6 protein-coding genes are annotated in these 13,783 nt (G+C 62.0%); 1 reads left to right on the top strand and 5 read right to left on the bottom strand.

Annotation, left to right across the window (positions count from 1 at the left end; genetic code table 11):
- Positions 1–927: 927 nt before the first annotated feature.
- Positions 928–3,246, bottom strand: coding sequence for a P-loop NTPase (locus ASG28_RS16530; RefSeq protein WP_157485736.1), 2,319 nt, complete (start codon positions 3,244–3,246; stop codon positions 928–930).
- Positions 3,247–3,475: 229 nt separating this feature from the next.
- Between ASG28_RS16530 and ASG28_RS13180 the strand changes: the two genes are divergently transcribed.
- Positions 3,476–4,414 carry an abortive infection family protein gene (locus ASG28_RS13180; RefSeq protein WP_162235711.1) on the top strand — a complete coding sequence of 313 codons (939 nt, stop codon included), beginning with the start codon at positions 3,476–3,478 and terminating at the stop codon, positions 4,412–4,414.
- Between the two features lie 580 nt (positions 4,415–4,994).
- Here ASG28_RS13180 and ASG28_RS16525 read toward each other — a convergent pair.
- The 4 genes from ASG28_RS16525 to ASG28_RS13160 all read right to left on the bottom strand — a co-directional run bounded on the left by ASG28_RS16525 (position 4,995) and on the right by ASG28_RS13160 (position 13,698).
- Positions 4,995–6,392, bottom strand: coding sequence for a hypothetical protein (locus ASG28_RS16525; RefSeq protein ID WP_157485735.1), 1,398 nt, complete (start codon positions 6,390–6,392; stop codon positions 4,995–4,997).
- 1,029 nt (positions 6,393–7,421) lie between these two features.
- On the bottom strand, positions 7,422–8,447 hold the full coding sequence (locus tag ASG28_RS13170; protein WP_158612890.1) for an alpha/beta hydrolase: 1,026 nt from the start codon (positions 8,445–8,447) through the stop codon (positions 7,422–7,424).
- 44 nt (positions 8,448–8,491) lie between these two features.
- Positions 8,492–11,527: a glycoside hydrolase family 2 TIM barrel-domain containing protein gene (locus tag ASG28_RS13165; RefSeq protein ID WP_055975900.1), complete on the bottom strand. Its 3,036-nt coding sequence runs from the start codon at positions 11,525–11,527 to the stop codon at positions 8,492–8,494.
- A 53-nt stretch (positions 11,528–11,580) separates the two neighbouring features.
- On the bottom strand, positions 11,581–13,698 hold the full coding sequence (locus ASG28_RS13160; RefSeq protein WP_055975896.1) for an alpha-L-arabinofuranosidase C-terminal domain-containing protein: 2,118 nt from the start codon (positions 13,696–13,698) through the stop codon (positions 11,581–11,583).
- Between the last annotated feature and the right edge of the window lie 85 nt (positions 13,699–13,783).

Below are 13,783 nucleotides of genomic sequence, written 5' to 3'. Positions count from 1 at the left end.
CAGGTCCGTCGCCGTGAAAAGGTCAAACGGTATAGGACAAGCACGCCGCAGCCAGGGGAGGTCGTCGCAGATGGACGCGTCGACCGCGAGAAGCTCATCAAGCTGCTGGTGCTCAGTGCAGAGCAGGAGGCGCTCGACCTGTGCTTGCAAGCACCCTGGACGCCTACGGCCCTACTCCGGGGCAAGCCTTTTCTCACTTAGGTGGTCCGCGAACTATCTCAGTTAACGCACGCCACACGGACGCCTTACGATGCACGGGGACCTAGCAGACCTTTAGTCGACGTCGCCCATCCGTACCGCTAAACAACGTGTCCGCGTCCGTGTTCGAACACATTGCGTGTCAGTCAGACAAGTTAGCTGGCGGACGACAGAAGGCGAGTCGTGCGGACGCGTCTCGCGAGGTGCCAGGTCCTGGCCTTTCACGCAGCATCGTGTCGACGCCCGCCCGCCCGCGCGGACAGCGACAAGTTACGTGCGAAGGAGACACGTTGTGTGCGCGGCGACACAAGATGTCGTCGGTGGCACAGATTGTCACTTACTGGGCCCAGCGGTGAGGTTGTTGTCTCTTTTTTGTCCCAGCGCCGCCAATTACTTTGTCGCCGCCAGCGAAGTAGACCAAGCCTGCCTGACGGCCATCAGGGGCACCGGTGTGCGCCAAATGACCTGAGACTAGGTTCCAGGTCCACGCCGCCGCGATCTCCCATACAGCAGGGACTGGGTGGGCCAGTGTTAACTCTCCGATATTCGCGTTCTGCACAAGTAATACGCGCAGTCCGACTGCAACCTCGCGCCACCACCCCTGCAGCCACGGAAGATGATATGTATGCACGTGCCGTATCTGAGCACTATTTTGCCGGCAGAACACCAGCCTTAAGGGAGTTGAAAGGCCACCGAATGACCGAGTCTATTTGGACAGATCGCAACAGGCTACGAACGAGGCAGCGGATTGGTCTCGATCCACCGGCGCGCCGTCCCCCAGCTTTCTTGGACATCCTCAACTCGCGGATGCAACAGTCGACCCTTCTCGCCGAAACGAAGAATGTCTTCTCGGAGCTTCCGCTTCTCTTCGGTGCGCAGCGGTCCTTTCTTGAGCCATTGCAGACCAAAGATGAGGAAGGTCGCGAAGGTGTGAGGCGACCTGCTGGAAGGGTTCTGCATGATCGAAGACAAAATTCTTAGGCCTTCCTGAGCGCGAACGGCCGATTTGGGCGCCGTGACATCGAGGAGCGCCCGTTTCAGCTGCAAGTGCGCCCACGCTGTTTCAACCAGAGCGTCATCACTGACTAGGCCGCGGGCCTGCCGGAGAAAGTTATCCGCCAATATGAGTTCGCCGAAGTCAATCTCATAGCTTCCACGTTGGAGCCAAAAATGGAAGTCACCGTCTAGCCATTCCTCAGCAGCGCCGTAGATGCGTGCGACGTCATCGCCATCACCAACAAGGTCGTGAAGGTTCTTGTGGCTGATCAACCGGATGAGCATCCTTCCTAACCGTGTCCCACTCGCCTTTCCTGGTTCATAGTGAGACGCAGCCAGGAAGATCAGATCCGTGATCCATTTGTGGAGCAAACCCTCGTCTCGGAAGAAATCGACCGCAGACTCCGCTACAACTCGGTGGCGAACGAGATATCCATCGTCTGTTCGAACGAGAAGCTGAGCGCTTACGAGGCGACGTACCGCCAGCAAGGCCTCGTTGCGGTTTTGCTGATTGGCGGCGAAAAGCAGATCCTGAATTGACAGCGGCTTGTTGTCAGCCCAGGCGGCCGTACAAGCAATTCCATAGAGAGCTTGCTCAGACGGCTGGAGATCGCGGCACTCTCCAGCGATTCGGTCATGAAACTTTTCTCCGGATGTTGCCTCGATAAGGGTGACAAGCAATTGCCGGTCGTTGTGCCGTGTCAGTTGTCTAATCCGTTGCTCTGGAGAAAGACGACGCAACTCACCCAGACGTTTACCCTGTTCAAGTTTCACTAGGAGAGCGTCGGCGTCCGAGTCGGTGAGCCTGTCCTGGGTTAGCTGCGCGTCGCTTCGAAGTATCGAGTCATACCGAAGCCCGAAGAATCGCGTGCTGCGGGCAGCGACAACTACGACAAGCCCCTGCTCGGCCCGCTGCAAACCACTTAGCAATACGGAGGCGTCATTCCCAAAACGGTCGACATCGTCGATGAAGACGAAGTCAGGCTCGAGCTCGTGAACCTGCTTGCGAATATCCGCTACACGAAGTTCGGTCTCTCGACCCAGCCAGAGGACCTTATTATTCTGCGCAGCAAGTTTGGCCGCTGCCTTCATTAGGGACGTAGTTTTCCCCGAACCAGCGCTGCCAATGACACTGATGGCGCCTGCTGAGAGCCCCTCGATGCTGTCGTCCAGATTTTTATCAAAGGTGAAGTCGGCCGCGTAGCCGTTGGTCACGTCTCCCCAAGTCGGTGCGACCCCTAGTAGGTAATCAGCCGTTCCAGGAGACGCAGAACGAACGCATTCCGCTACGTCAAGCAGGTCTCCACTTCCAGCGGCTGATGAGATGCGACCGAGAGCCTCTAGCCGGCTGGCGTGCGGGGCAATCGTTGTTTCATAGAACTCAGCTTCAGTTTGTGCGAGATGTTCAAAGTTGAGCTCATGAAGCATGTTCTTGCGCCCCAAATCGATTCGGGGCGTGATCAGCCACGAGCGCGGCCGCTGTTCCTTGACCCCTCCTCGCATTTCACGAAGCCTCATGAAATGCCAAAGCGGCGGCTCATCAACGATCGAACCAATGACTACAACAGGGCGAGTTGCAATGTCGGTAGCAAATTCTTGATACCAAGGATCAAGACCAGCCGTGCGATCCGCAAATTCCCAGGGGCTGAAAGTGAGGTTCGGGAAGTCCCGAAGGCGCCCATTGACGTGAACGACTGGCAACGCATCCGATCGAACGTCGCCGGGCCTGGAGTTTAGAGCGGAGAGAATCTGGAGGCGGGGCTCTATGCCGTTTTCAGCTACGGCCTCGTCGCTGTCGTCGATGTTCAGCGTGTAGACGCGATGCCAAGGCAAGGAGAGCCAGGATCTATACCGGGCTGGGAGTTGATCCCGATCGACGGTGAAATGCCGCTCGAGTTGCTCTCGCAACAGTGTGGGGGATCTGCCGAAAGCAGACTGATACACATCGGACAAGGCAGTGTCATCGTAGTCTTCTTCTCCGAAAGCGATGGGCCAAATACTTTGTGCCAGCTGCTTGCCGACGGGCAACTGGTCACCGTATTGGTCAAGCATTTCGTGAGAAAATCCTGCACCCGTCAGCAGGATTGCCTCGCCCCGCTGGATCGCATTAACTATGGGGATATCATATGTAGACAACGCGCCCCCCATCCTCTCAAGGCCTGTGACCTCGCTTGTCAGGAAGCGTATAGGCAAGAACGATCGGCTGTGGCTCGGCTCGGCTCGGCTCCAGTTAGGACCTGGGCTCTACCGCACTCGATGGTCGACCAATACCATCTGTCGTATGGCGACATCTCGACATCGAATTTCCCTGGTCACCCGCCAGAAGGTAGCTGACTCGATCGCGCTCTCCGGAGTGCCGTGGGCTGGACGTCTTGACGAGCCTGACTTTTTGGCCCGGATCTACGATCTCATGCAAATGCCAAGCACGGACTCCAGGTATTTAAACGCTCGTGACGATATTTATCAGCATCAGGTCCGGAACTATGATTATGGTTCCGGCTGGATCTTCACTGATTCGCGCTTCAACCTGCTGCATGCCGACGACGACGAGTTCCTTGGGCTGCTCACCGAGATGCTTCATCCCGTAGTCCGCCCTGACGAAGCCGAGGTGGCTGAACTCCTCGCCAATTTCAACGAGATGCTGCGGGTTGATGGTTTCGCGCTCTACGCGAAAGACTGGATCAGCGGGCACGCCGTCTACGGCTGGCAACGAATCGACGCATTTCACGGGTCCTCGCCCGACCTTCGGCTTGAGGCGCGACCTCTGACTGATCCAGTCGTCCTGCACGAGCACCTCACCCGTATTCGCAACGGGCTGACTACCGATCCCGCTGCCACGATCTCCTCGTGTAAGAGCCTGCTAGAGAGCTTGTTCAAGATCGTCCTGGACCAAAGCTCGGTCGAGTACCCGAGGGCTGATGACGTGCCGCAGCTGTACAGAAAGGTCGCCGATCTCCTTGCATTGAGCGCGGAAGCGGTCCCTGGTTCCGCGCGTGGAAGCGAGGCCTCGCAGAAAATCTTGCGCACTCTGGTCACGACGGTTGGAACACTCGCCGAGCTGCGAAATGAACTTGGTATTGATCATGGCCAGTCTGAACGAAGTGCTGCCTTGGCTCGCCATGCCAGGCTGGCGCTCAATGCAACCGTCACTGTCGCTGAATTCATCCTTGACACTTGGCAGGATCGAATCGACTCTGGTCGACTCAAGCGGCCCGTTTGACAGGGTCCGGCGGTAGCCGGCTCAAAATCTTGTCCTCCCAGGTGTCCGAATCAAGCACGAGCTGTCATCGAGCCAGGCGAGGAGGCGGTGGCCAATCGAGTCGAAACCATTAGGCCCGTGCCATCCTGTCGCACCAGCCACGGCGTCGGCGATTCCCGGCGGACCTACATGGTCATACGATCGCGATACCGATCAGGACTCTCCCAAGTCATAGGCGCGCGCTGTCGCGCAGTCAACAATTCGGTCCGCAACCCTCGGCCCTCATCGTGCCCGGGGTGTGTTGGCGTCACGGCCACTTGCAACCGGCCGCCCCTCCGTTCGCATGTCAAGATGCCGACGTGGCACCTAATCAGGCTTGGCACTAAACGACGGCGGCCAGGCTTCTAAGAATTCTCAGCCTGAACCTTCCTTCAATGGTCCTGGATTCCTTCTTGAACTAGGACGTCGGCGCTTCGTGCTTGCGTACGACGAACACGACGTCGCGGCGAAACTCTCCCGGATGGGGCTTAGGCACTATGGCCATCCTTCCAGAAGGATAGAATCTTCATAGGCTAGATAATAACCAGGCCCTCGTCCGCCCCTATGACTTTTTACGCCTCAAGGTCGTCGGAGTCCGCTCGAGTCTGTGGCCAGTCATGCTTGTAAACAGATCTTCGTAGATTCCTGGAAGATCTAAGGTTGCAACTGCTTTGCCCGCGACTGACGAAGGCCAAATCCTTGACATCCCGTCCGCCGCTAGATCCTTATTGTACCTGAGAACTATAAACGCTAGGTTTGGTATAGCGAAGGAAAATAAAAAGTGCCCGTCATCCCGAGCTGCACGCGAGAATTGCGTCACCGAGAAAGTGTACCCGGGCTCACTATTCACGCCCGTGACGACGAAGACCTGAAAGCCCGGCGGCGTCAGTCCGCTTCGGAGACTCCTCATCCATTCGTCGGCGATTCGGACGTCCGACGCGGCCGAGAGCGTAAGGCTTGTCTTGATGGCCCACCGAACAAACGTCTCAGAGCACACGTAGTCCGCGAACCTTTCGTCGCGGTATGACGCGGAGACCGGGACTTCCAGTTCGTTGCCGAAGTATGCATTGCAGTCTATACAAAACAACGGGGCGATGACAGGCTCGACCCCCTGATCCTTAGCGATCCACTTGGGTAGGCAATGTTCACGGCTATCACCCACCGCACCGCAGGCGATGCAGGTATTGCCCTTCGAGATTCGATTCGGGATATCTTCGTAATCCCTGCGTGCCACATAGGTTCGCTCGTGATGGTCAGCATAGGCTGCCTCTCCGGCGAGCAAACTCATGTTTCCTACGTGCGTTGGAACCCATTTATCCGACTTGCCAATCACATTGATTAGAGTCGACATGTGCACACCACCATCATGCACCGAGACTCTCGGCAGTCCATTGTTAGTAATAGTTGCGACGTAGGAGGTCTTGGGGGTTGAAACGACTACGGAAAGAGTCTCGCTAAGACTGAGGAAATAAGCGAGCCTCCTGTCAATTGGAAACTCGAACGCACCTAGCAGCCCCAAGTTTTTCGTGTGCGACACCAGGCGGATGGCTTCCCGGTTTACGTGGAACCCAATGCCATCTACCCGATCCCCCGTCATCGGAAAAGCTTCGTCTTCTAGTTCTGTAGCCCCTAGCGCGACACTTTGCAGGTAACCGGCACCTGACATCACATGGACGTCGTGCCCGCGAGTTTCATCTGTTTCCATTTGCCAGTGGAGTACAGGCAGTCCGACGATGACATCTCGAACACCGATCGTCTGACCGAGCGTTCCAGGCTTTAGCGAGTCAGACGTAGAGGCGCTAATCAAGAAAAGTGTTGTCGTAATGTCACCAAGGCCTTGCACCCTAGTGGTCTCAGACAGCGCGTGTTCTTGGGTTGGTTTTTTACCAGCATCCTGAGGGCCAGATGTTGCCCCGGATCGAGAATCAGTACTCCTTTTTGCGCCGTCTCCGAGCTCCATTGTCAGCCCCTCCCCTAGTCGCCCCACTCCTGGCACGGTTTACACATGAATCGCTACCTTGGATGGAGACTTCGTATTGGCAGCATACTTCTTACTACCTATCCAAATCACCGATGGGGACCGCTACTGGTTCGGTTGACTCCTTTGCATGCCAAGGTAGAGGATGGGGTTGGCATGTGAGCAGTCATCGTCGCGTTCATATGCCTCCAGCGCCACGCTGCTGAGGTGGTCTGTCTGAAGCTTGACGGCCCGGTACGCATGCCCAGCGGCGAGGGATTCAGTGATGAACCCTGAACGCAGGGAGGGAGCGACGAACTTGGTTGGGTCCATACCTGCTGCCCCGAGCCGCAGCTTGACAACGTCGTTCACAACCTCGTCGCTGATCCTATTGTCCTGTACGTGGCCGCCCCTTCGTAGAGAGCGTATGAGGGGAGATCTCTGGTCGAAGGTCTGCAATTCGAGTTGAGGCTCTCGGCATATGTGCTTGGAAAAACTGACTCCCAGAAGGGAACACTTCGACTTCAATGAGCTTCCGGTCTCGGATGTAGTGCAGGAGGCGCGTCCACCGCAGGAGGGCGCAGGCGGGACAGGTATCGGGTGATTTGCCGAACGGCAGCCGGTGCCTCCTAGCTGTGTGGAGTGACTACCCTCCGCCGGTGGTCAACGACCGACTGTTCATGGGGCACCGGAGGTCGAAGACTTTGCCCGCTCAACTGCAGGTCAGAGTGTCGCCTTTTGTCGAAAGCGACAATCTAGGCGGCATTTCGCCAAACTAAGTCGCAGACGACACAAGAGATGATTAGTGTGACTTCTCATGTGAACCTGCCACACGGCTCCCGTAAGTACGGTCTCTTCTCATGTGAGCTGCCACTCGCCTTCTCACCGAGTTGTGGCCACTCGAGGTGGGACCCATGACGCGAGCAGGCGGTTCGGTCGAAGCGTCTTGTCGCTCCGAGCATCGCCGTTGCTCGCGACCTCCTCGAAGTCCGTGCCGATGGCAGGCAGTGCCCCTGCCACATCACGATGCGTCTATAGACCGACAGGCCCTCCTGACCGGAGTTGAGCGTGGAGGAATGAACGCACCTGTCCCACGTGCTCGCGGTCCTCAGGTGCCAGCCCCATGAAGAAGCCATGTGGCGCCCCTTCCCAGACGTGCAGCTCAGTCGTCACGCCGGCGTTCACGAGCTTCCGATGGAAACGAACGGCGTCCGAGAGGAGCATGTCGCGGGTGCCGGAGGTGATGATCGTCGGAGGAAAGCTGGCGTCGTACTCACCGAAGAGCGGAGAGATGTACCGGTGCTCCGCCGGGTAGTCGCCCTGGTACAACGCGAGCATGCGGGCGAAGCCGTCTGGTGTCGTTCCTTCATCGTTGGTGTACCAGGTCTCGCCCTGGAACGTGAAGTCCGTGGGCGGCGAGACCAGCCCGAGCCCCGCGGGCAGGGCAAGCCCCTCCTCCCTCGCGCGCAGCATCAGGGCAGCGGCGAGATTCGCACCACCGGACTGCCCCATGACGACAACGTCCTCAGGTGCATGGCTCTCCAGGAGCGCACGATAGACAGCCAGGCAGTCGTCGAGCCCGGCCGGGAAAGGGTGGTGCGGCAGCTGCCGGTAGTCCATACCCCAGGTGCGGAGGCCCATGTTCGCTGCTACGAGCTGGGTCGACCGTCGAGCAGTCGCACCGCCGCCGAAGGTGAAACCTCCTCCGTGGATGTTCAGCAGGACTCGCGAGTCGTCTGACGCCAAGGACACTGGCGTGGCGACGATGAACGTCGCCTCGTCGATGGTGCGATCGACGAGGTCGACCTGCTCGTCGGATGGAACGGCTCCGACGGTGGACATGGCCATCGTCTCCAGCACCTCAGGGTCCGTGAGAGCAGCCGCAGCCTCGAGCACGGCCCAGCCTTCCGCGTCAGTCGGGCCAGGGGTCGGCAGCGCAGGACGCTCGTGGACCGATCTGAGGATCGCTTGTGCTTCAGGCGAGATGGTGGTCGGGATTCGGCGTTGTGCTGACACGATGCGCTCCTGGCTCAGTTGATTCGTCGGATTGGCGGCCACCGGGTGGTGGTCGTGTCGGGATGCTCCCGAGTGCCGGAGTGGCTTCAGGAACTCGCTGCCGCCCGCAGGTGGAGGCGCCATGACCAGCGGTACTCGAGCTCGGACAGTCGGAACTCCCGGGGGGTGTCCGGGCCCAACTGCGCCGTTCCCAGTCCCCGGTGCGCGATGTCGAGCTGCACGATCGTCTTTCGGCTCGCGGGCAGCTTCCACCAATGTGTGGCCGCTTCGAGTTCCTGGGTGGTGTGACGGGACACGGTGAGCTGCAGGGGTGAATCGTGTGTCGTGGTCACCTCTCCAGCGGGCCCGGTGAGACGCATTGTTCGGACGTCGCCCCGCCCGCCGTTCTCCTGCGGGAGCACGTAGGGCACCGCTGCGTCGTCGATCGTGGAGGTCCACCGGCCGAGCAACGCCGAGGACTGGCGATCGGGATAGTTCTCCCACGGTCCGAGGCCGACCCACTCGAGGTCGTCGAAGGTGCCGGCTAGTTCGAACTCGACGCCCACCCGTAGTCCGTCTGCCGTGCCCTCGGGCAGCTGGACGCTCTCGACGAAGTCGAATTCATCGGCAGCTACCTGGGTGATCCGCTGGGCATGGACCACCTCCTCGCTGAAAGCGGTGCGGTAGCGGGTGCGGATGAGGACCGCGCCACTCGGCACGTCCTCGACCGACACCGACTCCTCCGTCAGCTCGAAGAAGCCCGTCCGGACGAATCGCTGGTCCAGGAAGAAGGACGTGTCGTTGTCGACCAAGGCGCGCCAGAGGTTTAGCCGCGGGGCTGCCGCCAGCAGGGAGTGCACGAATCGACCGTCGGCTCCGACGGGACGGCCGACCGAGGACGGCGTGGCAGGGCTCGGCGTGTCTCGTGTGAGGGTCAGCTGGTGTTGTGCGAGGACGTTTCCGGCCTCGGCCCACACGGTGTCGTGTGCTGTCGAGACGTCGAGGGTGAGGGCGAGCGCGTCGTCGTCACCGAGTGCTGCGCGCACAGCCTGTGGCACCTCGATGGTCGCTGTTTCTCCGGCATCGGCCTCCGCGTGCACCGCGAAGCGTTCGGTCGGGCCGTCCGTCGTCTCGACGACGAGAGCGAATCGGAGGGAGGACAGGTCGGCGAAGGTCTGGCGGTTCAGGACCTGCAGGCTCCCGCCGAGCGCGTCCTGGATGTGGGAGACGATGCGCACGGGGCTGAAGAGTCCTCGGGCCTCGTAGAGCGCCGGTTTGGGTGTGCCGTCGGCGAAGACGATTCCGTTCAGCACGATGGGGCCGTCGTTCGGTTCGTCGCCGAAGTCGCCCCCGTATCGGTAATGGCGGTCTCCGTCGATGTCGAGCGCGTGGTCTTTGAACTCCCAGATGAAGCCGCCTTGCACGCCGGGGAGGGACTCGATGGAGCGCCAGTAGTCCGCGAGACCTCCGGTGGAGTTGCCCTGGGAGTATGCGTACTCGCACATGATGAGCGGTCGGTCTGCTTCTGGATGCGCGGAGAAAGCCTCGAGGGCCGAGATCGGCGGATACATGGGGCAGACGATGTCGGTGGCGGCACGTCCCCCGTGCCAGTCGGCTGCGATCGCTCCTTCGTAGTGCAGCGGCCGGGTGGGGTCGTAGCCGCGGACCCAGGCGGCCGCCGCATCGTGGTTGACCCCGTAGCCGGTCTCGTTTCCCAGGGACCAGGCGATCACTGAGGGGTGGTTCTTGTCGCGGATCACCATGCGGGACACGCGGTCGACGAACGCCTCGAGGTAGCGGTGGTCGTTGCTGAGCAGATCCATGAAGGCGTGACCTTCGATGTCGGCCTCGTCGAAGACGTAGAAGCCGAGCTCGTCACAGAGATCCAGGAACACCGGGTCGTTGGGATAGTGCGACGTGCGCACGGCGTTGAAGTTGAAGCGCTTGAGCAGCGACAGGTCAGCGAGGTAGTCCTCGCGACGGAGCACACGGCCGGTCTCCGGTTCGAAATCGTGGCGGTTGACTCCCTGGATCCAGATTCGGCGGCCGTTCACGAGCAGATCCCGTCCGACGATCTCGACTCGCCGGAAGCCCGTCCGGATCTCGGTGCTGTCCACGATGCGGCCGTCCAGGTCGAGGAGCTCGACGAGGATGGTCTCCAAGTGGGGCGTCTCGGCCGACCAGGGCTCGATGTCGAGTTCGGTCAGCTCGAAGATCGCAGCTCCGGGGCGTTCGGCGGGATGCATCGCCGCGTGCGACGCGGCAGCGGCAGCGGCCGCTGCGGGCGCCATGGGAGCCTTCGCTGCGTGCAGGCTCATCAAGTCCATGACCCCGTCAGGGATGAAGGCCTCCGGGCGTCGGCTGCGGTCAGGAGAGCTGACGGGGATTGTCTGAGCCGTCCGACGTGAACCGACGGGGCCTTCGTGGGCGCTTCCCGCCAGGGTCACTCGGACCGAGTGCGTCTTCTCGAAGCTCTCTTCCGCGCCGCTGACCGTGGCGACGATCCGGGCGGCGCTGAGCTGGGTGTCGAAGTCGTAGTCGGCGACGACCGTGACGTCCTGGAGTCGCACGCGTGCCGTCCGGTGGAGCTTCACCGCCCGGCTCAGACCCGACTGCCACCACTGGTCCTGATCTTCGAGGTAGGTGAACATGGACCACTTCGCGACGCGGAGCTCGATGTCGTTCGTGCCGTCGCGCACGTCGTCCGTGATGTCGAACTCTGCTTCGAGGTGCGAGTCGGTGCTCTCACCGGCGAGCTTTCCGTTCACGCGCACCTGGAGGTAGCCTTCCGCCGCGCCGACGTGGAGGACGATCCGGTCCTCCCCGACTTCGCCGAGATCGAACGACCGGCGGTAGACCCCTGTTGGGTTCGCACTCGGGACGTGCGGGGGAACCAGATCGAACGGCATCGTGATGTTGGTGTAGTGCGGGCGGTCGATCGCCTCGCGCATGGTCCACAGCTCGGGCACCGTCACCTCGTCCCAGGAACTGGACAGCTCTGCGTCCCAGGACGGGAGGAGCTGGAAGGACCAGCGCCCGTCGAGGTCGAGATCGGGCGCGCGTCGGATCGCAGTCATCGGGAGGCGGCGGTACGAGACCACACCGGCCTCGGGACCGATCAGGCCGGAGTCGGGATTCGTCATGGGTGTTTTCCTCACTGGTCGTGCGGGGTGTGCAGTTCGAGGTTCGTCAGGGTTCATACGGCGGGGGCGGGGGCGGGGGCCGCGGTGGCGATCGAGACGGCGAGCACGCTGGTGGGCTCGAGCACCACGTCGACTGAACCGTTGCGGACCTGCAGCTCGACTGTCCGCGGCTCCACCTCCATCCGTGGCTCACCGTCGAAGGAGAGCCTGTTGACGGCGTCGAGGCGGCCGCCGATCACGGTGCCGGCAGCTGCCCCGTCCTGCGCTCCGTCGACCTCGAGTGCGATCGTGACCGGGGTCGCTCCGATCGAGACCAGTTTCAGGTGCAGGACCCCGTCTCCGAGGGTGGCGGAGGCGAAGACACCGTCCGGCAATTCGCCGTCGAGCGGCACGACGTGCTCGCCGACGCGGGTGGCGAACAGCTGCTGCACGAAGTAGTTCGCGGTCTGCACGACGTGGCTCGGGCTGAAGTCGATGAGGCAGTGCGGCCACTGCCCGTTCTCGACGAGGTTGAGCAGCGGGGCGTAGCAGCTGAAGGCGACGACGTCGGCGTTGCGCTCGACGCCGGTGAGGAACGCAGCTTCGGCGAGTGCGCTGAGCCATGTGTTCGGCTCGGGCGCGAGCATGTCCTCCGGGACGGCGGGGTGCCTGTCGCCGAGGTCGTAGCCGAGGTAGGCGGCGTATTCGCCGAGGAAGAGACGGGCACCACCGCGCGGGTAGGAGTCGTAGCGGTCGGTCGCGTTGAACAGCCATGCCGGTGAGTTGTAGAAGTGCTCGTCGACCAGGACCTTCTCGTCCTCGCCGTAGATCTCCCATGCAGGGTCGGCCGTCTCGTCCGGCCGGATCACCCCGCCGTTGACGATGACGGTCAGCCCGGGGTGAGCTCTGTCGACGGCGTCCTTGATCCGCTGGAAGTGGGCCAGGTATTCCGGCCCGAAGTTCTCGTTCCCGATGCCGAGGTGGTCGAGCGGGAACGGCTCGGGGTGGCCGGCCGCAGCACGCAGAGCTGCCCAGTGGTTCGTCGTGGCGTCACCGGTCGCCCACTCGATCAGGTCGAGGGCGTCCTGGATCACTGCTGCGAACTCGGCGCTCTCGAGGGGCAGGTGCTCGTCCTGCCGCGTCTGGCAGCTGTCGCCGGCCCAGACGACCGGTATCGGTGCCAGGCCGAGGTCCTCGCACAGCAGGAAGTACTCGTAGAAGCCGATCTGGTTGCTCTGGCTGTAGTCGCCGTCCTCGCGTGCCTGACCCCAGAGGTTGTACTCGGCCCGGCGGGTGACGAGGGGGCCGACGGTCTTCTTCCAGTCGAAGTGGCTGCCGTCGCCGCAGCCCTCGACGATGCAGCCGCCGGGGAATCGCAGGAAGCTCGGTTTGAGCGCACCGAGCGCCTCGACGAGGTCGCGGCGGAGCAGGCCCTGGCTCCAGCGCGGGTCGCCTGCACCCCAGTGGTCCTCGTGGACGAGTCGGACCTCGTCCACGTCGACGGTGCCTGAGCCGGTGAGGACGAGCTGCAGCGAGCCGAGCGTGGTGGTGGCGGGGGTGAGCCGGACCTGGCACTGATGCCATCCTGGGGCGTCCTGGTGAAGGGCTCCGGAGGCCACGACGGTCCCGGCGGTGTCGACGAGGCGGGCCTCGAGTGTTCCGTCGAAGGCGTCGGTGCGGAGGAGCAGGCTCAGCAGCATCGGCCTCTCGGTGTCGAAGGCCATGCCGGGGCGTCCGCCGGGGTAGCCGTGGTTCTCGAGCGTCGCCTGGCCGCCGTCGAGCTGCAGCCGTGCGAACGAGGCCCCCGGCGTGGCGGCTCCGAGCCGGGAGGACTCGAGGCGTCCGCCCTCGAGGCGCCAGTGGCGAAGCTGGTCCCGGTGCCGTCCGGCGGGGGTGGTGGCCTCGAGGGGCAGGTCCTCCGGGGCCATGGCCGCGAAGCGCTCGCGTGCTCCGTCGGGAATGAGCTCCAGTGGAGCGTAGGGCAGTGTGCCGTTGGTGAGGTAGACGCCCTCGAAGCTGTAGTTGTTCACGAGGTTGGCGGACAGGCCGCCGTCGCAGCCGAAGTTGATGTCCTCGAGGAACAGGCCGTAGAGGGTCGGACTGATCGGGGTCGTGGGCTGACCGGTGCGCAGGCGCAGGCGGGCGCTCCCGTGGCTCGGGTCGGTCTCGCTGGGCGTGGTGGTGTCGGTCATGGGGGTCGATCTCCTGTTCGGGTGAGGCTGTCGAGTCGTCGTGGTCAGTGCCGGGGAGGTCGCGACGCTTCCTTCCCGCCCCTGA

Origin of the sequence: Frigoribacterium sp. Leaf415 (genome assembly GCF_001424645.1) — a bacterium.
Classification (GTDB): Bacteria; Actinomycetota; Actinomycetes; order Actinomycetales; family Microbacteriaceae; genus Frigoribacterium.
The sequence above is the reverse complement of the archived record's forward strand: the minus strand, read 5'-3'. Positions and strand labels throughout refer to the sequence as shown.

Coding starts and splice junctions, on each gene's coding strand:
- ASG28_RS16530 (WP_157485736.1), bottom strand. CDS start 3,246: ATGCTTGACCAATACGGTGACCAGTTGCCCGTCGGCAAGCAGCTGGCA.
- ASG28_RS13180 (WP_162235711.1), top strand. CDS start 3,476: ATGGCGACATCTCGACATCGAATTTCCCTGGTCACCCGCCAGAAGGTA.
- ASG28_RS16525 (WP_157485735.1), bottom strand. CDS start 6,392: ATGGAGCTCGGAGACGGCGCAAAAAGGAGTACTGATTCTCGATCCGGG.
- ASG28_RS13165 (WP_055975900.1), bottom strand. CDS start 11,527: ATGACGAATCCCGACTCCGGCCTGATCGGTCCCGAGGCCGGTGTGGTC.
- ASG28_RS13160 (WP_055975896.1), bottom strand. CDS start 13,698: ATGACCGACACCACCACGCCCAGCGAGACCGACCCGAGCCACGGGAGC.